The sequence below is a fragment of the Arthrobacter sp. 10N410 genome (assembly GCF_056394945.1).
This window is the reverse complement of sequence record NZ_JBFTIP010000001.1, coordinates 94,820-114,642: the sequence shown is the minus strand read 5'-3', so window position 1 is coordinate 114,642 and position 19,823 is coordinate 94,820. Positions and strand designations below refer to the sequence as shown.

The following is a 19,823-nucleotide window of genomic DNA, read 5'->3' as shown; positions in this document are numbered from 1 at the left end:
GCGCGCCGGCGGAGCGGCTCACCGAACCACCACCGCAAGGAATACCCATGGATTTCACCGCAAAACGCGTTCTGGTCACCGCCGGCGCCAACGGCATCGGCCTGGCCATCGCGAGCAAGTTCCAGCAACTCGGCGCCGCCGTCTTCGTCACCGACATTGACCCCGACGCCGTCGAGAAGGCCCGCGTCAACGGCCTCGCCGCTGCGGTCAGCGACGTCTCCGACGAAGCCCAGGTGCGCGCCCTCATGGCCACCGTGGCCGAGGAACTGGGAGGGCTGGACGTGCTGGTCAACAACGCCGGCATCGCCGGCCCCACCGGCCCGCTCGAAACCCTCGACGCCGCCGCCTGGAAGGCCACCTTCGACGTCAACATCCACGGCCAGTTCTACTGCATCAAGCACGCGCTGCCCCTGCTCCGGCAGGGCACCGGCGCCTCGATCGTGAACCTCTCCTCCGCGGCGGGACGGCTCGGCATGGCCGGGCGCAGCGCCTACTCCGCGTCCAAGTGGGCCGTCGTCGGGCTGACCAAGACGCTCGCAATCGAACTGGGCCCGGACCGGATCCGGGTCAACGCGATCTGCCCCGGCGCCGTCAACGGGCCCCGGATCGACGCCGTCATCGCGGCCAAGGCGCAGATGCTGGACCTCCCGGCGGACCAGGTTTCCGAGCTCTACCACAACCAGTCCTCCCTCGGCCGGCTGATCGAGGCCGAGGACATCGCGAACATGGCCGCCTTCGCCGCGAGCGACCTGGCCCGCAACGTCAACGGCCAGGCCCTCGCCGTCGACGGCAACACCGAAAAGCTTTACTGAGCCCCGAAGGAGCAACCCCCATGGCTGCTGCACGCAAAGTCATCATCACCAGCGCCGTCACCGGCGCCATCCACACCCCGTCCATGTCCCCACACTTGCCGGTCTCCCCGGACGAAATCGCCGACGCCGCGATCGGCGCCGCAGAGGCCGGCGCTGCGATCGTCCACATGCATGCCCGCGACCCGAAGGACGGCCGGCCCTCGCAGGACCCGGAGCACTTCGCCCCGATCCTGGACAAACTCAAGCGCAACACCGATGCCGTCATCAACATCACCACCGGCGGCTCCCCCCACATGACCGTGGAGGAGCGCATGCAGCCTGCCGCGCTGTTCAAGCCCGAACTGGCCTCGCTGAACATGGGGTCGATGAACTTCGGCCTCTACCCGATGCTGGACCGTTTCACGGACTTCGGGCACGAGTGGGAGCGCGAAGGACTCGAAAAGAGCCGCGACCTGGTCTTCAAGAACACCTTCCAGGACATTGAAACCATCTTAGGGCTGGGCAACGAGAACGGCACCCGGTTCGAATTCGAGTGCTACGACATCTCCCACCTGAACAACCTGGCCCACTTCCACGCCCGCGGCCTGGCCCGCGGCCCCCTGTTCGTCCAGTCCGTTTTCGGCCTGCTCGGCGGGATCGGCGCCCACCCGGAAGACCTCATGCACATGCGCCGCACCGCTGACCGGCTGCTGGGCGATGATTACCAGTGGTCCATCCTGGGCGCCGGCAAGAACCAGATGCCGCTCGCAACGATCGGTGCGGCCATGGGTTCGCATGTCCGCGTCGGACTGGAGGACTCGCTCTGGATCGGCCCCGGCCAGCTCGCCACGTCCAACGCCCAGCAGGTCACCCGGATCCGCACCATCCTGGAGGCGCTCAACTTCGAGATCGCCACCCCGGACGAGGCCCGCGAAATGCTGCAGCTCAAGGGCCGCGACAAAGTGGGATTCTAGGCCGGTGAGCATCCTCGTTGCCCCGGACAGTTTCAAGGGGACCTTCCCGGCAGCGGACGTCTGCGCCCACATCGCTGCCGGGATCCGCGCGGCCGGGGCGGCCGCCGTCCAACTGCCGGTGGCCGACGGCGGCGAGGGGACCTTCGACGTGCTGGTCCGGGGCCTCGACGCCCGGCCGGTCCGGGTTCGCACGGTGGGACCCTGGGGCGATGACGTCGAGGCGGTCATCGCGCTGGCCCCGGACGGGACCGCCGTCGTCGAACTTGCGTTTGCCAGCGGCCTGAACCTGCCCAGCACCGGCGACCGGGACCCCGTCCGTGCCAGCACGTACGGCACCGGGGTGATGATGGCGGAGGCCGTCCGGCTCGGTGCCCGGCGGGTGCTGGTGGCGGCCGGCGGCTCCGCGACCACCGACGGCGGGGCCGGGGCCATCGCCGCCATCGAGGAGCGCGGCGGCCTGGACGGCGCCGAGGTGGTGGTGCTCAGCGACGTGACCACCCGCTTCGCCGACGCCGCCCGGGTCTTCGGCCCGCAGAAGGGCGCGGACCCGGCAACGGTGGAGGTACTCACGTGGCGGCTCAACGAGCTGGCGGACGGGTTTGCCCGCGAACTGGGCCGGGACCCCCGGCCGTTGGAGCGGACCGGGGCCGCCGGCGGCTTCTCCGGCGGCATGTGGGCGAAGTACGGGGCCCGCCTGGTCTCCGGCGCCGACCATGTGCTGGACGTGCTCGGCTTCGAGGCCCACGCCGCCGCCAGCACCGCGGTGGTGGTCGGGGAGGGCCGGCTGGACTCCCAGACCGGCCAAGGCAAGATCATCGCCGCCATCCTGGCCCGCAGCGGCACGACGCCCGTGTACGCCGTCGTCGGTTCCGTCCACGAGGACCTGGGCGACTATGCCGACCACTTTGCCGGCGTAATCGTGGCCAGCGATGCGAAAGCCCTGGTGGCCGCGGGGTCGCAGGTGGCACGCATCGCCGGACACGCCCTGCCCTGACCCGGGGCCGCTCCCCCGGAGGACGGACATGCCCATTCCCGGCCTCGAACGGTGGGCATAATCCCACTATGTCCATTCTTCGTGCCAAGGGTTGGGCATGTCCCAGGGGCGGCCGCGGGGAGAGGGGGCATGCGCGGCGGCAGGCGTCGAGGGTTGGACATGTCCCGCAAAAAGAAGCGATCCGGCGGTCGGCTCCCCCAAGGAACCGACCACCGGATCGAATTATGGCTACACGCAAAGCTTGTCACACGTTTGACAACTTTGTCACATGACGCGCGGGCGGTACTGGCCGGACCTCTGTAATCTGGGAGTCATGGATGAGACTCCGGCACCCGGGCACAGCACCCGCAGCGTTTTCCTGGACAAGGCGCACCCCGCCGCGTGGCGCGCGCTCAACGGCCTGGGCCTGAAGGCCAAGGAAGCCGCGGAGGAGGCAGGGCTGGACCAGACGCTGATCGAGTTGCTGAACGTCCGCATCTCGCAGATCAACGGCTGTGCCTTCTGCCTGGACCTTCACGTGGGGGACGCGGTCAAGAACGGTGAATCAGCCCAGCGCCTGTCGGTGCTCCCGGCCTGGCGCGACACCACCCTTTTCAGCGAAAAGGAACGTGCGGCCCTGACTCTGGCCGAGGCGATCACCAACATCTCCGACGCCGAGGCCCGCGAGCGCGAAGGAGGCCGGGCGCGCAGGCACCTCACCGACGTCGAGTTCTCCGCCATCAGCTGGCTGGCGATCACGATGAACGCCTTCAACCGCGTCTCGATCGTCAGCCAGCACCCGGTGCGGAACAAGGCCCAGGGCAGCAAGGACCAGGAAACCCAACCCAAGTAACCGGCGGCTACGGGATCAGCCGGTCCGCCCGGAGCCGGTCAAAGAGCACTGTGAACGAGTCCAGGGTCCGGCGGTATCCGGTGAAGCCCGCGAGGCGGCTCTTGCTCATGTCGGCCAGCACCTCGATGTTGCGTCCCAGGGCGCCGTCGGTGTGCCACCACGAGGAGACCCGCGCGAGGTCCGGTTCGGCGAGTCCATGCCGGGCGGCCAAATCTGCCCACACCGTTTCCATGCCCCGCATCTGCTCTTCCAGCGGCCTGGGTTCGTTCTCGAAGCCAACGGCTTCGACGCCGAAATATGCGGCAAGGCGCGGCCACATCCAGCGCCAGCGGAAGACGTCGCCGTCGACGATGTTGTACGCCTGATTGCCTGCCGACTCCGCGGTGGCTGCCCAGAGCATGTGCTCTGCCAGCAGTCCACTGTCGGTCATATCGGTGAGGCTGTTCCACTGCGTCTCCGAGCCGGGGAAGATGAACGGCCGGTTCAGCTCCTTGCAGAGTGACGCCTGTACCGCGAGGGTGGTCCCCATGTTCATGGCGTTGCCCACCGCGTGGCCGATGACCGTGTGCGCACGGTGAACCGACCAGCTGAACCCCTGTCGTTCGGCCGCGGCCCACAGTTCGTCCTCCTGGGCGTAGTAGAAGTTGGGCACCGGCAGCCGCGGTTCCTCCTCATGGAAGGGCGTGTCCGGCATTTCCCCCGCGGCGTAGGCCTCAAAGGGGCCCAGATAGTGCTTCAGCCCGGTCATCAGGGCAACGTGTTCCACCGGGCTGTCGCGCAGGGCGTTAAGCAGGTTCCGCAGCAGCGCGGCGTTGACTTCGATGTTTTCCCGTTCGGTGTCCTGCCGCGACCAGGCGGTGAAGAACACGTGGGTCGGGCTTTCGCCGACCAGCGCGGCCGTAAGGCTCTCCGGTGAGCTGAGGTCCGCACTAACGGGCCGCACCCCGGGACGGGCAACGACGCCGCGGGACAGGGCCAAGACGTCCCAGCCTGTTTCCGCAAGGAGGGTGACGAGGGCGGACCCGGCGATGCCGCTGGCTCCGACCACCAGGGCGGTGCGTCCATGGGCTGGGGCTGGGTTGTTCTGCACGAGATTCCTCCTGGTTGCGGGGCGGGCCTCTCTCCACCCTAGGCCGTGGGGCCGGCCCGGCTGATACCGGGGCGTGGCCCAGAGCCGCCGGGACCGGGGCGTGGCCCAGACCCGGCCGGCACTCCAGTGGCCCTACGCCGGGTAAATCGACACCGCCGCTGCCTTGACCACGAAATAGACGCCCACTCCGGGCGCCAGGCCAAGGTCCGCCGACGCGGCGGGCGTCACATCCGCGGACAGTTCCCCGGCCCGGACCCGGATCTGGTCGCCATGCGGTTCCAAGTCGGTGACCGTGACCGGGAACGAGTTGCGCGGGCTGCCGTGTGCTTCGCTGAGGAAGACTGAGACGGCCGACGGCGGGAAGGCCGCCACGCCGCTTTGGCCGGGAACCGGCGGATCCTCATGCCGGCCAGCGAATTCCTGGCCCGCGGCCGTCCGGAGCCCGGCCGCGGTGACGGTGCCGGCCACGAGGTTCAGCCCGGCCAGCCCGGCGGCGAAGCGGCTGCGGGGCCGCTGGAGCACGTCCCGGGTGGGGCCGTCCTCGGTGATCCGGCCCTGTTCCAGCACGATCACGCGGTCGGCGAGCATGTAGGCGTCCAGGACATCGTGCGTGACGATGATGGCCCGGCGCCCGGCCAGGACCCGCTTCAGCAGCCGCCGCAGCAGCGGGGCTGCGTGGACGTCCAGGGCGGCCATCGGCTCGTCCAGCAGGAGCAGCCCGGGATCGGCGGCCAGCGCCCGGGCCACCGCGACCCGCTGGGCCTGGCCGCCGGAGAGTTCCCCGGGCCTCCGTCCGGCGAGGTCCGCCGCGTCGACCTCCGCGAGCCAGCGCCGGGCCGTCTCCCTCGCCTGGGCCCTGGCGGCCCCAGCGCTCCGGGGGCCGAAGGCAACGTTTTCGAGGACCGTCAGATGCGGAAATAGCAGCGGCTCCTGGGCCAGCAGGGCGGTGCCGCGGCGGTGCGGCGCGGTCCAGGTGTTCTGCCCGGGCCCCAGCTCGAAGAGGATCCGGCCGTCCACCTGCGCCCGCCCGGCATCGGGGCGGAGCAGGCCCGCGACCACGGAGAGCAGGGTGGACTTCCCGGCCCCGTTCGGCCCGAGCACGGCCACAGTCTCCGCGTCCGCCAGGCTCAGCGAGACGTCAAACCCGCGGGCGGCGACGGCGGCGTCGAGCGTGAACGTCATCCCCGCACCTGCCCGGCGGCCGCGGGGCTGCCCGCCCGGCGGCCGGCCGCTGCCGGTCCCCGGTAGCTGAGCCCGACGACGATGACCGCCACCGCGACGAGCAGCAGCGAGAGGGCGACGGCGGCGTCGGCGTCGGTCTCGCGCTGCAGGTAGATTTCCAGCGGCAGGGTGCGGGTGACGCCCTGGAGGCTGCCGGCGAAGGTGAGGGTGGCGCCGAATTCGCCGAGGCTGCGGGCGAAGGAGAGCACGGCCCCTGAGGCGAGGCCCGGCAGGACCAGCGGTACGGTGACACGGCGCAGCACCGTGGTGGGACGGGCGCCGAGGGTTGCCGCCACCGCCTCGTAACGGCTGCCCGCGGAGCGCAGCGCACCTTCGAGGCTCACCACGAGGAAGGGCAGCGCGACGAAGGCCTGGGCGAGCACCACCGCCGTCGTCGAGAACGCGATCTGGATGCCGGCCACCTCGAGGCTCCGGCCCAGCAGGCCCTGCCGGCCGAAGGTGTAGAGCAGCGCGATGCCGCCCACCACCGGCGGCAGCACCAGCGGCAGCAGCACGAACGAGCGCAGCAGCCGCTGGCCCGGGAAGGCGCCCCGGGCCAGCACCAGGGCCAGCGGGACGCCGAGCAGCACGCAGAGCACGGTACTCGCCGCTGCCGTGCGCAGGCTGAGCCCCAGGGCCGTGAGCGAGGCTTCCGAGGTGAGCAGCGGGACGAACTGCGGCCAGTTGACCCTGGCGACCATGGCGGCGAGGGGCAGCAGGACGAACAGCGCCCCGGCCGCGGCGATGGCCTGCACCCAGCGCGGAATGCCGCTGTAGCCGTGGCGCGTCACGGGCTGCCGAAGCCCGCGTCGGCGAGGACCTTCCGGCCCCCGGCTGCGGTGACCAGCGAAATGAAGGCGTCCGAGAGTTCCTGGTTTCTGCTGGTCTTCAGCGCGGCGATCGGATAGTGGTTGACGGCGGCGGCCGCCTCGGGGAACGGGATCCCCCTGACCTTGCTCCCGGCCGCCCGGACGTCGGTGACATAGACGAGTCCGGCGTCGGCTTCTCCCGAGGTGACCTTGCCCAGCACGTCGGTGACGGAGGATTCCTCACTGACGGGCTTCAGGGCCACGCCGCTCTTCCCCTCGACCGACTTCGCCGCCGCTCCGCACGGGACCTGGGCCGCGCACACCACCACTTTGACGCCGGGTTTCGCCAGATCGGCGAAGGAGCCGATGCCCGCGGGGTTGGCCGGAGGCACGGCGATGGCGAGGACGTTGCTGGCGAAGTTCCGGGGCGCGCCTGCCACCAAGCCTGCGTCGGCGACCTTGGCCATGTTCTTCAGGTCCGCGGAGGCGAACACGTCCGCGGGTGCGCCTTGGCTGAGCTGCGTGGCGAGGTCGGCGGACCCGGCGAAGCTGAGTACCACCTTGGTTCCCGGGTGGCCGGCCTCAAACTCCCGGGCCAGGGCAGTGAACGGCGCCTTGAGCGAGGCCGCCGCGAACACTGTCAGGTTCTTCTCCGCCCCTCCCCCGCCGGCCGGTGCGGCGCAGGCGGCGGTCCCTGCCGCGAGGGCTCCCGCCAGCAGGAGGGCGGCGGCCTTCCGGAGCCGGCTCATACGAGGGCCCTTCCATGCGGGCTTTCGATGATCACCGTGGTGGCTTTCACGACGGCGGTGGCCACGGAGCCCAGTTCCAGGCCGAGTTCGCGGACCGCCTCGCTGCTCATCAGCGACACCACCCGGAAGGGCCCGCACTGCAGCTCCACCTGGGCCATGACGGTGTCGGCCGTAATGGCGGTGACCAGTCCGACGAAGCGGTTCCGGGCCGAACTCCCGGCGCGGGCAGGGTCCTCGGGCAGTTTCGCCTGCTCCCGGGCGAGGGTGGCGAGCTCGAGCCCGTCCACGGCGAGCCGGCCCGATTCATCCCTGAGCGGCGCGAGGCTCCCGTTTTCGGTCCAGCGGCGGACGGTGTCGTCGCTGACGCCGAGGAACCGGGCGGCTTCCGAGACGCGAAAAGTAGGCATAGAGACACTGTAACCCGCATTTGCGGAGAATCCGGCCGTTTTCCTTTTCATCTCCGGGTCACCGCCCAATTCGGCCGCCTCGTAGACTTCCTGCATGGCCGTATACCTCGATCCCCCGCTCTGGCCCGCCCACGGAACGCACTTTTCGCACCTCATCTCGGACAGCTCGCTGGATGAGCTCCACACCTTCGCGCGGGCCGCGGGCATCCCGGAGCGGGCGTTCGACGGCGACCACTACGACGTGGCCGAGGCCCGCTACGACGCCCTGGTGGCGGCCGGCGCCCTCCCCGTCGAGGGCCGGATCCTGGTCCGCAAACTGATCGAAAGCGGCCTGCGGATTCCTGCGCGGCGACGCAACGGATCGCTGAAACTGCCGCTGCTGACCCGCTGGAACGAGGCCCTCCCCGGCCACGACGCGCTCTTCCTCGACCTGCTGGACCGCTGGGGCGAGGAGCACCGGAAGTACCACGGCCGCACCCACCTGCTCGCCGTGCTGGAGGCCCTGGACCGGCTGACCGCGCCGGCACGGCCACCGCGGACCGTGCTGCTCGCGGCCTGGTTCCACGACGCCGTCTACCTCGGCATCGCCGGCGAAGACGAGGAGGAGTCTGCCCGGCTCGCCGAGGAGCGGCTGGAGCGCGCGGGGCTTCCCGCCGACGAGGTCGACGAGGTCGCGCGGCTGGTCAGGATGACGGCGGACCATCGGCCGGATCCCGACGACGAACCCGCCGCCCTGCTCAGCGATGCCGACCTCTCCGTCCTGGCCGGCGATCCCGGCGCCTACGCCCGCTATCTTGCGGCCGTCCGCGAAGACTTCGCCCACATAGGAGACACCGATTTCGCCGCCGGACGCGCCGCCGTCGTCCGCCAGCTCCTTGAACTGGACCCCCTCTTCCACACCGCGCGCGGCCGCGAACTGTGGCAGGACACGGCCCGCCGGAACCTGCAGGGCGAACTTGCCTGACTCGGTCCCGCCACCACATCGCGGGGTCACTTAGCGCCTATTAATCCCTTTGGGATGGCGCTAAGTGACCCCGCGATGCTTGGTTGTTTCAGGCCGCCTTGCGGAGGTGGTCGGCGAGACGGTCGAAGGACTCCCGCCAGCCGGTGCCGTTGCTGTCCCGGTTCTCCGCCGTGTCAAAGGGTCCCTGCGTGAACGTCATCCGGGTACCGCCGTCGATCTCCTCCAGCCGGAAAGTCACCTCGGTCTCAAAGCCGCGGGTGCCGTCGGCCTTGTCCCAGGCATGGGTGAACACGAACAGGTTCGGCGGTTCGATGTCCGTGTGTACGCCGCTCCACCAGTACTGCTGGCCAGTGGCGTCCTGGACCATGCAGGCGCGGTAGAGGCCGCCAATTTCCAGGTCGGCATCGATGCTCTCCCGCGGGGTATGGAAACCGCGCGGCCCCCACCACGCGGGCGCCTGTTCCGGGTCGGTCAGGGCGGACCATACCGCCGAAATCGGGACCTGGAACTCGCGGGTGATGACCAGCATCAGTTCATCGTTACTGTTCTCTGCCTCCGGGATTGTTGGCTCTGGCATTGCTCTTCCCTCGGCTTCCTGTGGTTGTCCGGACCGGGCGCGCCCTAGCGGTAGCTGACGGCAAACGGCCGGTCTGTGGGCACGATCTGCTTGCCCAGCGGCATCAGGGATACCGGAATGAGCTTGAGGTTGGCGATGGCCAGCGGGATGCCGACAATAGTGATGGCCATGGCGAAGGCCGTGACAACGTGCCCGATCGCGATCCAGATGCCCGCCACGAGCAGCCAGATGACGTTGCCCAGCAGGGTGAACACGCCGTTTCCGCCGGGCTTGTCCACCACCATGCGGCCGAACGGCCACAGGGTGTAGGACGCAATACGGAACGAGGCCAGCCCCCACGGAATGGTGATGACCAGCAGGCAGCAGACGATGCCGGCAAGGAAATACCCGAGCGCAAGCCAGAGGCCGCCGAAAAGCAGCCAGATGATGTTGAGCAGTGTCTTCATGGCTTCATTGTCTCCCGCGAGCCGCAGATTCGGATCAGGGGTTGGCCCTGATCAATCCCTGATCTTCGGACCGTTCTTAGGTGTCAGCCTGCTTGACCATGGCCGCTTCGACGTTGATCTTGACCTTGTCGCTGACGAGCAGTCCGCCCGCCTCGAGGGCGGCATTCCAGGTCAGGCCGAATTCCTTGCGGCTGATGTCCGCCTCGGCGCTGAAGCCGGCCCGGGTCGCTCCGAAGGGATCCACCGCGACGCCGGTGAACTCGACTTCGAGGTCCACCGGCTTGGTGACGCCGCGGATGGTGAGGTCGCCGGTGAGCACGTAGTCCTCGCCGTCGCCCCGGACGGACGTTGCGCGGAAGGTCATCTCGGGGAAGTTCTCGACATCGAAAAAGTCCGGTCCGCGGACATGGCCGTCGCGGTTGGCGTCGCCGGAATCGAAGCTCGCGGTCTTGATCGTGGCGTGCAGGCTGGCATCGGCCAGGGAATCCCGGACCCGGGCCTCCGCAGTGGCCTCGTTGAAGCGCCCCCGGACCTTGCTGATCCCGGCATGACGAACGCTGAAGCCGATCTCACTGTGGGACATGTCCAGCGTCCAGACGCCGGGGGTCAATCCATTGGGCAGGGTCATCGCCGTTTCTCCTTCACGTGGGTGACGAGGGGGCTCGCCTGGATTCGGAGGGCCTAAGAAGCATGCTAACGAGGAAGCCCGCACGGCGATAGGTCCGTCCGCCGGATGGTGCCGCCTCACGCCGTCGGGCCGCCGTCGGGACGTCAACTGGCCGTCAGAACCCTTTGGCCGCCGCCACGAAATCCCGGATTTTCGCGAGGTCCTTGACCCCCCGGGATTGCTCGACGCCGGAGGAGACGTCCACGCCCCAGGCGCCGGCCGCCGCGGCCGCCCCGGCCACGTTTTCCGGGTCCAGCCCGCCGGCCAGCAGCCATTCCCGGCCCTCCAGCCCCAAGGCGCGGACCGACGCGTAGTCCCAGGCCTCACCGGAACCGGGAACCGCCGCGTCGATGAGCAGCAGCTCCTCGCCCCAGTCCGCAAACGCGTCCGGAGCCGCGGACATGGTGACGGCGCGGATAATTTTGAGGCCGGCGTCGTGCACCGTGCGGACATCATCGGCGGTGCGGTCGCCGTGCAGCTGCACCCATTCCAGCCCGGCTTCGCGGGCCACGGCGACGGCGTCGGCCGCCGCCTCGTGCCGGAAGACACCTACCGCGGGAAGCCCGCGCGGCACCGCGGCGAGCAGTTCACGGACGAGGTCCGGGGACACCTCGCGCGGGCTGCGGGTCAGCACGAAGCCGAGCGCATCGGCCCCGGCGTCGACCGCGGCCAGCACCGATTCTGGGGTGCTGAGGCCGCACACTTTGACGAACATTCCGGCTCCCTACGCAGTTTTTCGCTGCTTTGACGTTAGCAAGCCCGCACCGGCCGTGCTGACGTTACGTTCATTGGGCCCCGCGCCGGGAGGTCCCCGGGGGCCTGCGGCCGGCGGCTAGGCTGGGTTGATGGAGATCATCCGGTATGCCGAGCTCAAGCCCCGCCCCTGGAGCAACGGCGGCGGGGTGACCCGCGAACTGGCCAGGTTCCCGGAATCAGCCGCCGGGCGGGCTGCCGCTGCGGATGACGCCTGGGACTGGCGGGTGAGCATCGCCGAGGTGGCGCGGGCCGGCGCTTTCTCCCGCTTTGCCGGGATGGAGCGGGTCCTCACGGTGGTCGAGGGCGAGTTGCTGCTCCTGACCGTGGACGGCGCCGAGCATCCGCTGGAGAAATACCGGCCGTTCCGGTTCTCCGGCGACGCGGACGCCGCCGGCGCCCTGCCTACCGGCGACATCCGGGATCTGAACGTGATCACCCGCACGGGCGCCTTCAAGGGCTACACCTCCATCATCGAACTCTCCAAGAAGCGCGCCCACCCGGTCTTTGCCGGCCAGTTCGGCATCCTGATGCAGGGACAGGCCACCGTCAGCGTCGGTGACACAGCCGACCCGGCGCCGCAACCGCTCGGCCGGTACGACGCCGTCGTAGGCTCCGACAGCGACACCCCGGAAATCCTGGGCCGCGGCTTCCTCGCCGTCGTGTCAATCGACCCGGCTGAGCCGGCCGGCGAGGGCACCGGCTAGCTTTCGTCGGCCTTCGCCCTCGCCGCACCGACCCCCACGGATTCGGCCGAGAGCCGCTGCGCCAGCCAGATCGGGACGATTGAAACAACGATCAGCACAACGGCCACGACGTTGACCACCGGCGCCTGGTTAGGCCGGAAGAGGTTCTGCAGGATCCAGATCGGCAGCGTCGTATCGCCGGCGCCGATGGTGAACGTGGTCACGATGATCTCGTCGAAGCTCAGGGCAAATGCGAGCAGGCCTCCGGCCAGCAGCGCCGAGCGGAGTTGCGGGAAAGTCACCAGCCGGAAGGTGGTGAACACCCCGGCGCCCAGGTCAGCGGAGGCTTCCTCCAGGCCCCCGTGCATCCGGCGGAGCCGGGCAATAACGTTGTTGAACACGGTTACCATGCAGAACGTGGCGTGCGCTATCACCACTGTCCAAAGGCTGAGCGATACGCCGAGGATGGTGGTGAACATGTTGTTTAGGGCGATGCCAGTGACGATTCCGGGCAGGGCGATCGGCAGGATCACCAGCAGGCTGATGACGTCCCGGCCGAAGAACTTGTAGCGTTGCAGGGCGATCGCCAGGAGGGTCCCCAGCACCAGCGAAATGACAGTGGACACCACCGCCACCCAGACCGAGGACAGCAGAGCCTCCCGCACGCCGGTGGAATCGAGGGCCCGGCCCCACCACTCCAGGGTGAAACCCTTGGGCGGCCAGCCGAACGTCCGGTCCGAGTTGAAGGAGTTCACCACCACCAGCAGCAGCGGGAGGTAAATGAAGAGCAGCACCAGTGCGGTGACGACGCCGAGGATGGCCTTGGCGCTTCGGGAAAGTCTCACGGTGCTCCTTATTTCCGGCGGTCGTCAAAGGTTGTTGAGGGCGCCCGAGCGACGGACGATGAACAGGTAAGCCATGATGATGACGATCGGAACGAGGGACACCGCCGCGGCCAGCGGCAGGTTGTTCGCGGCGCCGACATTGGCGTACACCACGGTGCCCAGCATCTGGGTGGTTCCGCCGACAATCTGGGCCGTGATGTAGTCGCCCAGCGAGAGCGAAAACGTGAAGATCGTCCCGGCGATGATGGAGGGCACCAGCAGTGGCAGCATGACTAGCCGCATGGTCGCCAGAGGTTTCGCGCCGAGGTCGCCGGACGCCTCCAGGAGCGAGTCCGGGACACGGTCGAAGCCAGCGTAAATGGGCAGAATCATGTACGGCAGCCAGATGTAGGACAGGGTCAGAATGACGGCGGTCTCGCTGTAGCCGGGCGACGCCAGGCCGATCGGTGCTCCCACCCACTCCAGCAGGCCGCCCTCGGCGAGGACATTGCGCCAGGCGTAGGCCTTGACCAGGTAACTGGCCCACAGCGGCATCAGCACCGCGATTACCAGCAGCTTCTGCCAGCGGGCACTGGCCACCTTGGCGATGAAGAACGCCATCGGCAGCGCGATGACCATGTCGATCACGGTCACGGCCGCCGCGATCCACAGAGTCCGGAGCGCGATCCGCTGGTAGACCGGATCGGTCACCACCGTCACCAGGTTGTCAGTTGTCCAGACCGTGGACACCTTCCCGGTGAACGTGTCCACGGTCCACAGCGAGGTGATCAGCAGGGCCGCGAGCGCGGCGATGTACACGAGCACCAGCCAGCCGGCGGGAGCCGTGATCAGCCCCGCCAGCCGTAATCCGGGCGAGCGGTGCAACATCGCTGAGAACTTGTTGGGACGTGCCCGCGGCACGCCGGCGGCCGGCGGCGAGCCGGGCGCCGGGTGCAGCGTCTGCAATGCCATGTCAGCCCTTGATCTCGGTCCAGGCCTTGGTCCATTCGGAGTAATCCGTGCACTTGGCGTCCTTGCGGCCGTCAAGGCATTCGGCCACCGGCGTGGTCCAGTACCAGATCTTCTCTGCGTACGCCGCGTCACCCGAGTGGTAGGTTTCGCAGTGCTTCTTATCCTTGGTCAGCTCGCAGGCCTTCGGGTTTGCTGGTGACTCACCGAAGTATTCGGCCACCGCAGCATTGGCCTTCGGGCTGGCGATGTAGTCCAGCCACTTGTACGCGCAGTTCTTGTTCTTGGACTGCGCCCCGATCATCCAAGTGTCAGACCAGCCGGTGGCACCCTCCTGCGGGAGCACGGTCGCTACCTTGGTCCCGTTAGCGGCGGCGATATTGGCACCCACCTGCCACGTGGTTCCGACCACGGTGCTACCGCCGGCGAAAGCCTGGACCTCCTTGACGACGTCGCTCCAGTATTCGCCGATGTGCTTGCGCTGCTGCTTGAGCAGATCCACGGCGGCGGCAAGCTGGTCCTTGTCCAAGGCGTAGGGGTTCTTTATGCCGAGTTCCGGCTTGTGCGCCATCAGGTACACGGCGGCGTCGGCGATGTAGATGGGTGAGTCGTAGGCCGTGACCTTCCCGGTGTACTTGTCGGCGTCGTCAAAGACGGCGCTCCAGGAGGTGGGGGCGGGCGTGACCTTGGTGGTGGAGTACATCAGCAGGTTTGCGCCCCAGCCGTGGGGCATCCCGTAGTTCTTGCCGTCCACCGTGTTCCAGGCCTTGTCCTTGAGGAACGGGTAAACGTCGGCGTAGTTCTTGAGCAGGCTCATGTTGACCGGCTCCACGTTGTTGCCGGCGATCAGGCGCAGGGAGGCGTCACCGGAGGCCGAGACGACGTCGTACTGGCCGGTCCGCATCAGCGTCACCGCTTCGTCGGACGTGCCGAAGGGCTTGAAGCTGACCTTGCACTGGGTCTCTTTTTCGAAGGGCGTGACCCAGTCGACGGCGGGGTCGTTGCTCCCGTTCTCGACGTAGCCGGGCCACGCGAGGATCGAGAGCTGCCCTTCGCCCTGGCCGATTTCGGTTTTGAGCGGCTGCGCCGACGGGGCGGCCCCGCCGCCGCCGCTGGTTCCGCAACCCGCCAAGGCGAGGGCGGCTGCGGCCACCCCGGCCACGAGGGAGGCCTTCATTCTTGTAGCCATGATTCTTACCTTTCGTTGTGGGGTGGAAAGTTACCTGCGGTCCGGCCTCAGGCGACGTCGGACGGCAGCAAGACGACGGCGTCGTCGTCCCAGCTCACCGACACGCGGCGCCCCAGCAGCTCGACATCGCTGCCCGGCAGCGAATCCGGCTCTAGGACAACGACGACGGGGCCGTCGTCGAGCTGTACCCGTACCTGCGTGGCGTGCCCCACGTACACGAGCGAGGTCACAGTGCCGGGACGAGCCGTGACACCGACGCCCGTCTCCGGCGCGCCCGACCAGGACAGGCGCAGCCGTTCGGGGCGGACGCACACGGGCTCGGGGCGGCCGTAGAGCTGCCGGGCGTGTGCGGCGTCGAAGATGTTGGAGGTCCCCACGAAGTTGGCCACGAAGGTCCCCGCCGGGCGTTCGTAGATCTCATGGGCGGTACCGATCTGTTCCAGGCTGCCGTTGTTGAAGACGCCGATCCGGTCGCTCATGGTCAGCGCCTCCTCCTGGTCGTGGGTGACGAAGATGAAGGTGATGCCCAGCGAGCGCTGCAGTTCCTTGAGTTCCACCTGCATCTGCTGGCGGAGTTTGAGGTCGAGCGCGCCGAGTGGCTCGTCCAAAAGCAACACTTTGGGTTCCACCACGAGCGCCCGGGCCAGGGCTACCCGCTGGCGCTGGCCGCCGGAGAGCTGGGCCGGTTTGCGGCCCACGAATTTGCCCAGTTGCACTCGTTCCAGGGCCTCGCGGGCACGTTCACGGCGCTCGGCCCTCGGCACTCCCCGCACCCTCAGGCCGTACGCGACGTTGTCCACGAGGGACATGTGCGGGAACAAGGCGTAGTCCTGGAAGACCGTGTTGACGTCGCGTTCGAAGGGAGCCAGCCTCGTGACGTCCCGGCCCTCCAGTTCGATGCTCCCCGAGGTCGGCAGTTCGAATCCTGCGATCAGCCGCAGCACGGTGGTTTTCCCGGAGCCGGACGGGCCCAGCATGGAGAAAAATTCGCCCTGCCGAATGTCCAGGTCGATGCCGTCGACGGCGACCGTGTCTCCGAAGACCTTGGTGAGTTTGCGCAGGCGGATAGCCGGGACGCTGCCGGAGGCGGTCGACGTTCCGGCCGTGCGCGTTTCGGTCATGTGGATGCCTAACTCAGTTGCCGGAAGACCGTTGCCGGACCTCCGGTAAGGTGACGCCGCGTGATGTGATTCACGCCACAATGCGGTATTGGGCCAAATACTATTACTTCATAGGTTTTGTGTATAGACCCTGGCCACGGGCGGCCATAGGATGGCATCACCCGCCGCGCGGCCGGCAACCGCACCGCTTCCGGAAACCGCGGGCGGACCGGACGGGAGACGCCAGACCGGAGTGCGAGGGAGGAACGGATGCTGCTTTCACCACAGGGCGCATCCCGCAGCCTTGCAGCGGTGTTTACCCCCATCAAGTCCCGCGGCCTGGTCGACGAGGTGTGCGGGAGAATCGAGCAGGCGGTCGAGACCGGACTGCTCACCAGCGGTCAGCGGCTTCCCAACGAGACCGAACTCGCCTCCGCGCTCGGCGTTTCAGCCGTTACAGCCCGCGAGGCCCTGTCCCAACTCCGTTCCTCGGGGATCATCCGGACCGTCCGCGGGCGCAGCGGCGGAAGCTTTATCGCTGACAATGTCCTGCCATCCCGGGAACGCGCCCTGGAGCAACTCGATGAGCTGACCCGGCTCCAGATCAGCGACCTGGGGCTGCACTATCAGGCCATCGCTTCCGTCTGCGCCAGCCTCGCGGCACGCCGCTCCGACGCGGCCGACGTGGATACCCTGCGCTCCTTCATCCCGGCCACCGACGCCGACCCGCTGAGTTGGCGGCTGGCGCTCTCGGAGTTCCTGCTGGAGGTGGCCGCCATAGCCCGCTCCGCACGACTGGCCCGCGAACTCATCCGCCTACAGGCCGACCTGGGCACGCTGACACTCCTGCCGTGCGCCGACGCCGGCTACCGGAACGCGTCCGCCCGGATTCTGGAGGGGACCGCCGGCGCCATCGAGGCACACCAGCCGGCCGAGGCGGAAACCGGAGTCAAGTCGCTCATTTCGACAACGACTAGTTGGCTCCTGGCCGAGCACGCCAGGCGCATTTGAATGCCTGCGCCGCCATCTCCAGACCGAGGGAAGGATCCCAATGACGGATAGCTCCACTTTCAGCTCCGGCGGTGCCGATTCTGCCGCTACCGACGACGCCGCCCGGGCCGCGGCGTGCGAGCTGGACGCCGTCGTCGTCGAAATCGAGTCGAGGCTCTCGGTCTGGGCCCGGGAGGCAGGTGCGGCCTTGGCGGCACTGGACGGCAAAGTGTCCGGAACTGCGGTGGACAAGCTTATCCGGCCGGTGGTGGAGGGACTGGTTCGCACCCCGGAGGGCTACGCCGCGGGCGCCGGCTTCCTTGCCAATGCCGGGCTGCTTGGTCCCGAGCGCAGCTACATCGCTTGGTGGCAGGGAACCGAGATGGAGCATGTGGACGCCCTGGCCAATTTCAGCCCGAACGCCATCAGCCGCTACGTGCGGGCCGAGTGGTTCCGAATTCCGGTGGAAACCGGCCAGCCACACGTCACGGGACCCTACGTTGATTTCCTCTGCACGGACGAAAATGTCCTGACTTTCACCCACCCGGTGTTTTGCCGCCCGGACGGCCCGGTGGCAGGCATTGTGGGCATGGACGTCACCGTTCAGCGCCTGGAACGCGGTGCAGTGCCGGCGCTGAGGCGCATCGGGGACCGCGCCACTCTCGTCAACCAGGACGGCCGTGCAATCGTGTCCGCGGCGTCCGATATCGACGCCGGGGATCTCGCCGTCGCCGCTGAGGGATGCCGGGTCTTCGGGGTGGGCCGACGCTTCAGTATCTGGAGCGGCGCCGCGGGTATCTAAGCTTGCTACGCTGGAATCAAGGCCATCCCCCTCGGCGGCCTCCGGACGACGGTTCAGTACCCGGCACGCGACAAGACTGGCCACAGGAGCAGTCATGTCGTGGTTGATTCTCATCCTTTCCGGGTCGCTGGAAGCCGTGTGGGCCGCAGCCCTGCACCGGACCTCGCAGGCCACCGGCCGCGGCCGGATCGCGCCGGCCGCCGTCTTCCTCGTGTCCGTGCTGGCCAGCACCGGCGGGCTCGCCATCGCCATGCAGTCCATCCCGACCGGCACCGCCTACGCCGTCTGGGTGGGCGTCGGCGTCGTGCTGACCGCCGTCTACGCGATGGTCACGAAAGTGGAGTCGGCGACCCGCGGCAGGATCCTGCTGCTCGGCGGAATTGTTGTCTGCGTGGCCGGCCTGAAGGTCGTGGCGTGATGGCAGCGGACCGCACACCCGCGGCGGCAAAGGCACCGGCGGCGACGCTGGCCTGGCTGATCCTGCTCGCCTCCGCCGTGCTGGAGGCTGTCTGGGCCACGGCCCTGGGCGAATCAGACGGCTTCACCCGCCTTTTGCCGACGGTGATCTTCGCCCTGGCCGCCACCCTGAGCATGGTGGGGCTGGGCCTGGCCGTGAAGCGCATCCCGCTCGGCACCGCCTACGCCGTCTGGGTGGGGATCGGCGCGGCCCTGACGGTCGGCTGGGCGATGGCGACCGGCGTCGAGCCCGCCAGCCCGCTAAAGCTGGTGTTTATTGCCGGAATTGTGGGCTGCGCGGCCGGGCTGAAGCTGTTGCCGGCCGGGAAATCCTAGGCATCCTAGGCGCTCCCGCCCAGTTAATGCGCGCCCCGAGCGGTAATCCCGGGCGACACGCCGTGGCTCCGGACCGCCCGCCGGCATGAACTGGGCTGGAGCGCCGGAATAGCCGCGCGCCTGCCGCGGTTCTTGGCTGGGACGGCAAATTCCGGCAGCGATAGGAGATCAAAGATGACTTCAGCAACAGTCCAGCTCGGCGACGGACTCAGCGTCAGCCCGCTGGGGTTCGGCGGCATGGCCCTGACCCCGGTGTACGGGGAAGTGGATCCTGCGGAGGCCCTGGCCACCCTGCACCACGCGGTGGACGCGGGCGTGAGCTTCATCGACACGGCGGACATCTACGGCGGCGGCAGCAACGAGGAACTGATCGCCCAGCTGCTCAAGGATCGCCGCGGCGAGGTGCAGCTGGCCACCAAGTTCGGCCTGGTGGGAACCCCGTCGACCGGCTACTCGGACATCCGCGGTGACGCCGCCTACGTGAAGCAGGCGGTCGACCGCAGCCTGCAGCGCCTGGGCACCGACACCATCGACCTGTACTACATGCACCGCCGCGACCTCCGCGTTCCGATTGTGGAAACCGTGGAGGCCATGGCGGAGCTGGTGCAGGCCGGGAAGGTGCGGCACCTTGGACTGTCCGAAGTGACGGCCGAGGAACTGCGGGACGCCAGCAGCGTCCACCCGATCGCCGCAGTCCAGAGCGAGTGGTCCATCTGGAGCCGCGACGTGGAACGCAACGTTGTTCCTGCCGCCGCCGAACTTGGCGTAGGTTTTGTGCCCTACTCGCCGCTGGGCCGGGGATTCCTCACCGGCACAGTCGACGCCTCGAAGCTGGGCAGCAACGACTTCCGCCGGAACATCCCGCGCTTCGCCGAGACCGCGTTGGACGCCAACCAGGCCGTAGTCGCCGCGGTCCAGTCGGTCGCAGCGGAGCTCAGCAGCCCCGGTCACGCCGCGACGCCGGCCCAGGTGGCGCTGGCCTGGCTGCTCGCGCAGGGCCGGAAACTGGGGCTGCCGGTGGTCCCGATCCCCGGGACGCGCAAGGCCTCCCGGATTGATGAAAACCTCGGCGCCCTGTCGCTCGACCTGACCCCGGCGCAACTGGAGAGGCTCGACGCCGCCGCGGACGCCGTCGTCGGCTCCCGCTCGGCAGACCCCAACTGGGTCTCCCAGGGCCGCGAATAGGCCGTCCTAGAC

24 protein-coding genes and 1 riboswitch are annotated in these 19,823 nt (G+C 68.6%); of the genes, 11 read left to right on the top strand and 13 right to left on the bottom strand.

Annotated features, from left to right (window positions below):
- The first annotated feature begins 47 nt into the window (after window positions 1-47).
- The 4 genes from AC1DB8_RS00535 (at window position 48) to AC1DB8_RS00520 (ending at window position 3,591) form a co-directional block, all read left to right on the top strand.
- A complete protein-coding gene (locus tag AC1DB8_RS00535; RefSeq protein ID WP_441416643.1) occupies window positions 48-812 on the top strand; it encodes an SDR family oxidoreductase in 765 nt (254 codons plus the stop codon).
- Window positions 813-832: 20 nt separating this feature from the next.
- Window positions 833-1,765 carry a 3,5-dioxohexanoate:acetyl-CoA acetone transferase gene (kce, locus tag AC1DB8_RS00530; protein ID WP_441416642.1) on the top strand — a complete coding sequence of 311 codons (933 nt, stop codon included), beginning with the start codon at window positions 833-835 and terminating at the stop codon, window positions 1,763-1,765.
- A 4-nt stretch (window positions 1,766-1,769) separates the two neighbouring features.
- Window positions 1,770-2,759 carry a glycerate kinase gene (locus tag AC1DB8_RS00525; RefSeq protein WP_441416641.1) on the top strand — a complete coding sequence of 330 codons (990 nt, stop codon included), beginning with the start codon at window positions 1,770-1,772 and terminating at the stop codon, window positions 2,757-2,759.
- A gap of 313 nt (window positions 2,760-3,072) precedes the next feature.
- The gene (locus AC1DB8_RS00520; RefSeq protein WP_441416640.1) at window positions 3,073-3,591 is read left to right on the top strand and encodes a carboxymuconolactone decarboxylase family protein; all 519 of its coding nucleotides are present in this window, start codon (window positions 3,073-3,075) and stop codon (window positions 3,589-3,591) included.
- Between the two features lie 7 nt (window positions 3,592-3,598).
- Here the strand turns inward: AC1DB8_RS00520 and AC1DB8_RS00515 are convergent, their stop codons facing one another.
- The 5 genes from AC1DB8_RS00515 to AC1DB8_RS00495 form a co-directional block, all read right to left on the bottom strand.
- Window positions 3,599-4,681 carry an SDR family oxidoreductase gene (locus tag AC1DB8_RS00515; protein WP_476891928.1) on the bottom strand — a complete coding sequence of 361 codons (1,083 nt, stop codon included), beginning with the start codon at window positions 4,679-4,681 and terminating at the stop codon, window positions 3,599-3,601.
- Window positions 4,682-4,813: 132 nt separating this feature from the next.
- Complete coding sequence (locus AC1DB8_RS00510) at window positions 4,814-5,863, bottom strand: sulfate/molybdate ABC transporter ATP-binding protein (protein WP_476891927.1); 1,050 nt, start codon at window positions 5,861-5,863, stop codon at window positions 4,814-4,816.
- On the bottom strand, window positions 5,860-6,693 hold the full coding sequence (locus AC1DB8_RS00505; protein WP_476891926.1) for an ABC transporter permease: 834 nt from the start codon (window positions 6,691-6,693) through the stop codon (window positions 5,860-5,862). The genes AC1DB8_RS00510 and AC1DB8_RS00505 overlap by 4 nt, the downstream gene beginning before the upstream one ends.
- Window positions 6,690-7,460: a molybdate ABC transporter substrate-binding protein gene (gene modA / locus AC1DB8_RS00500; RefSeq protein ID WP_476891925.1), complete on the bottom strand. Its 771-nt coding sequence runs from the start codon at window positions 7,458-7,460 to the stop codon at window positions 6,690-6,692. Before modA ends, AC1DB8_RS00505 begins: the two co-directional genes overlap by 4 nt.
- A complete protein-coding gene (locus AC1DB8_RS00495) occupies window positions 7,457-7,867 on the bottom strand; it encodes a TOBE domain-containing protein (protein ID WP_476891924.1) in 411 nt (136 codons plus the stop codon). Before AC1DB8_RS00495 ends, modA begins: the two co-directional genes overlap by 4 nt.
- A 94-nt stretch (window positions 7,868-7,961) precedes the next feature.
- Between AC1DB8_RS00495 and AC1DB8_RS00490 the strand changes: the two genes are divergently transcribed.
- Window positions 7,962-8,831 carry a DUF4031 domain-containing protein gene (locus AC1DB8_RS00490; protein ID WP_476891923.1) on the top strand — a complete coding sequence of 290 codons (870 nt, stop codon included), beginning with the start codon at window positions 7,962-7,964 and terminating at the stop codon, window positions 8,829-8,831.
- Between the two features lie 88 nt (window positions 8,832-8,919).
- Here AC1DB8_RS00490 and AC1DB8_RS00485 read toward each other — a convergent pair whose 3' ends face one another.
- The 4 genes from AC1DB8_RS00485 to AC1DB8_RS00470 all read right to left on the bottom strand — a co-directional run bounded on the left by AC1DB8_RS00485 (window position 8,920) and on the right by AC1DB8_RS00470 (window position 11,236).
- Window positions 8,920-9,408 carry an SRPBCC family protein gene (locus tag AC1DB8_RS00485; RefSeq protein ID WP_476891922.1) on the bottom strand — a complete coding sequence of 163 codons (489 nt, stop codon included), beginning with the start codon at window positions 9,406-9,408 and terminating at the stop codon, window positions 8,920-8,922.
- A 44-nt stretch (window positions 9,409-9,452) separates the two neighbouring features.
- Complete coding sequence (locus AC1DB8_RS00480; RefSeq protein WP_476891921.1) at window positions 9,453-9,854, bottom strand: YccF domain-containing protein; 402 nt, start codon at window positions 9,852-9,854, stop codon at window positions 9,453-9,455.
- Window positions 9,855-9,930: 76 nt separating this feature from the next.
- Window positions 9,931-10,482: a YceI family protein gene (locus tag AC1DB8_RS00475; protein ID WP_476891920.1), complete on the bottom strand. Its 552-nt coding sequence runs from the start codon at window positions 10,480-10,482 to the stop codon at window positions 9,931-9,933.
- A 154-nt stretch (window positions 10,483-10,636) separates the two neighbouring features.
- Complete coding sequence (locus AC1DB8_RS00470; protein WP_476891919.1) at window positions 10,637-11,236, bottom strand: phosphoribosylanthranilate isomerase; 600 nt, start codon at window positions 11,234-11,236, stop codon at window positions 10,637-10,639.
- Window positions 11,237-11,366: 130 nt separating this feature from the next.
- Here AC1DB8_RS00470 and AC1DB8_RS00465 point away from each other — a divergent pair, with 130 nt between their 5' ends.
- On the top strand, window positions 11,367-11,981 hold the full coding sequence (locus tag AC1DB8_RS00465) for a HutD/Ves family protein (RefSeq protein WP_476891918.1): 615 nt from the start codon (window positions 11,367-11,369) through the stop codon (window positions 11,979-11,981).
- Here AC1DB8_RS00465 and AC1DB8_RS00460 read toward each other — a convergent pair.
- From AC1DB8_RS00460 to AC1DB8_RS00445, 4 genes are read right to left on the bottom strand one after another with little or no spacing between them, the layout of a single operon-like run.
- Window positions 11,978-12,805 carry an ABC transporter permease gene (locus tag AC1DB8_RS00460; RefSeq protein ID WP_441416628.1) on the bottom strand — a complete coding sequence of 276 codons (828 nt, stop codon included), beginning with the start codon at window positions 12,803-12,805 and terminating at the stop codon, window positions 11,978-11,980. The two genes, AC1DB8_RS00465 and AC1DB8_RS00460, sit on opposite strands and share 4 nt — an antisense overlap.
- Window positions 12,806-12,829: 24 nt before the next feature.
- A complete protein-coding gene (locus AC1DB8_RS00455; RefSeq protein WP_441416627.1) occupies window positions 12,830-13,756 on the bottom strand; it encodes an ABC transporter permease in 927 nt (308 codons plus the stop codon).
- A 1-nt stretch (window position 13,757) separates the two neighbouring features.
- Complete coding sequence (locus AC1DB8_RS00450) at window positions 13,758-14,942, bottom strand: ABC transporter substrate-binding protein (protein ID WP_441416626.1); 1,185 nt, start codon at window positions 14,940-14,942, stop codon at window positions 13,758-13,760.
- A 47-nt stretch (window positions 14,943-14,989) separates the two neighbouring features.
- Window positions 14,990-16,063 (bottom strand): ABC transporter ATP-binding protein, encoded by a 1,074-nt coding sequence (locus tag AC1DB8_RS00445; RefSeq protein WP_476891917.1) that lies wholly within the window; start codon window positions 16,061-16,063, stop codon window positions 14,990-14,992.
- Between the two features lie 249 nt (window positions 16,064-16,312).
- Here AC1DB8_RS00445 and AC1DB8_RS00440 point away from each other — a divergent pair, with 249 nt between their 5' ends.
- From AC1DB8_RS00440 to AC1DB8_RS00420, 5 genes are all read left to right on the top strand, one after another.
- Window positions 16,313-17,053 carry a FadR/GntR family transcriptional regulator gene (locus AC1DB8_RS00440; RefSeq protein ID WP_441416624.1) on the top strand — a complete coding sequence of 247 codons (741 nt, stop codon included), beginning with the start codon at window positions 16,313-16,315 and terminating at the stop codon, window positions 17,051-17,053.
- A gap of 40 nt (window positions 17,054-17,093) precedes the next feature.
- Window positions 17,094-17,834 (top strand): cache domain-containing protein, encoded by a 741-nt coding sequence (locus tag AC1DB8_RS00435; RefSeq protein ID WP_441416623.1) that lies wholly within the window; start codon window positions 17,094-17,096, stop codon window positions 17,832-17,834.
- Window positions 17,835-17,850: 16 nt separating this feature from the next.
- Window positions 17,851-17,919, top strand: a riboswitch (guanidine-III (ykkC-III) riboswitch).
- 9 nt (window positions 17,920-17,928) lie between these two features.
- Window positions 17,929-18,252, top strand: a complete 324-nt coding sequence (locus tag AC1DB8_RS00430; RefSeq protein WP_441416622.1) for a DMT family transporter — start codon at window positions 17,929-17,931, stop codon at window positions 18,250-18,252.
- The gene (locus tag AC1DB8_RS00425) at window positions 18,252-18,626 is read left to right on the top strand and encodes a DMT family transporter (RefSeq protein ID WP_476892280.1); all 375 of its coding nucleotides are present in this window, start codon (window positions 18,252-18,254) and stop codon (window positions 18,624-18,626) included. The genes AC1DB8_RS00430 and AC1DB8_RS00425 overlap by 1 nt, the downstream gene beginning before the upstream one ends.
- 174 nt (window positions 18,627-18,800) lie before the next feature.
- Entirely contained in the window at window positions 18,801-19,811 is a 1,011-nt protein-coding gene (locus tag AC1DB8_RS00420) for an aldo/keto reductase (RefSeq protein WP_476891916.1), read from the top strand.
- Window positions 19,812-19,823 lie beyond the last annotated feature (12 nt).

Coding starts and splice junctions, on each gene's coding strand:
- AC1DB8_RS00535 (WP_441416643.1), top strand. CDS start 48: ATGGATTTCACCGCAAAACGCGTTCTGGTCACCGCCGGCGCCAACGGC.
- kce (WP_441416642.1), top strand. CDS start 833: ATGGCTGCTGCACGCAAAGTCATCATCACCAGCGCCGTCACCGGCGCC.
- AC1DB8_RS00520 (WP_441416640.1), top strand. CDS start 3,073: ATGGATGAGACTCCGGCACCCGGGCACAGCACCCGCAGCGTTTTCCTG.
- AC1DB8_RS00510 (WP_476891927.1), bottom strand. CDS start 5,863: ATGACGTTCACGCTCGACGCCGCCGTCGCCGCCCGCGGGTTTGACGTC.
- modA (WP_476891925.1), bottom strand. CDS start 7,460: ATGAGCCGGCTCCGGAAGGCCGCCGCCCTCCTGCTGGCGGGAGCCCTC.
- AC1DB8_RS00495 (WP_476891924.1), bottom strand. CDS start 7,867: ATGCCTACTTTTCGCGTCTCGGAAGCCGCCCGGTTCCTCGGCGTCAGC.
- AC1DB8_RS00490 (WP_476891923.1), top strand. CDS start 7,962: ATGGCCGTATACCTCGATCCCCCGCTCTGGCCCGCCCACGGAACGCAC.
- AC1DB8_RS00485 (WP_476891922.1), bottom strand. CDS start 9,408: ATGCCAGAGCCAACAATCCCGGAGGCAGAGAACAGTAACGATGAACTG.
- AC1DB8_RS00480 (WP_476891921.1), bottom strand. CDS start 9,854: ATGAAGACACTGCTCAACATCATCTGGCTGCTTTTCGGCGGCCTCTGG.
- AC1DB8_RS00475 (WP_476891920.1), bottom strand. CDS start 10,482: ATGACCCTGCCCAATGGATTGACCCCCGGCGTCTGGACGCTGGACATG.
- AC1DB8_RS00470 (WP_476891919.1), bottom strand. CDS start 11,236: ATGTTCGTCAAAGTGTGCGGCCTCAGCACCCCAGAATCGGTGCTGGCC.
- AC1DB8_RS00465 (WP_476891918.1), top strand. CDS start 11,367: ATGGAGATCATCCGGTATGCCGAGCTCAAGCCCCGCCCCTGGAGCAAC.
- AC1DB8_RS00455 (WP_441416627.1), bottom strand. CDS start 13,756: ATGGCATTGCAGACGCTGCACCCGGCGCCCGGCTCGCCGCCGGCCGCC.
- AC1DB8_RS00450 (WP_441416626.1), bottom strand. CDS start 14,942: ATGGCTACAAGAATGAAGGCCTCCCTCGTGGCCGGGGTGGCCGCAGCC.
- AC1DB8_RS00445 (WP_476891917.1), bottom strand. CDS start 16,063: ATGACCGAAACGCGCACGGCCGGAACGTCGACCGCCTCCGGCAGCGTC.
- AC1DB8_RS00440 (WP_441416624.1), top strand. CDS start 16,313: ATGCTGCTTTCACCACAGGGCGCATCCCGCAGCCTTGCAGCGGTGTTT.
- AC1DB8_RS00435 (WP_441416623.1), top strand. CDS start 17,094: ATGACGGATAGCTCCACTTTCAGCTCCGGCGGTGCCGATTCTGCCGCT.
- AC1DB8_RS00430 (WP_441416622.1), top strand. CDS start 17,929: ATGTCGTGGTTGATTCTCATCCTTTCCGGGTCGCTGGAAGCCGTGTGG.
- AC1DB8_RS00425 (WP_476892280.1), top strand. CDS start 18,252: ATGGCAGCGGACCGCACACCCGCGGCGGCAAAGGCACCGGCGGCGACG.
- AC1DB8_RS00420 (WP_476891916.1), top strand. CDS start 18,801: ATGACTTCAGCAACAGTCCAGCTCGGCGACGGACTCAGCGTCAGCCCG.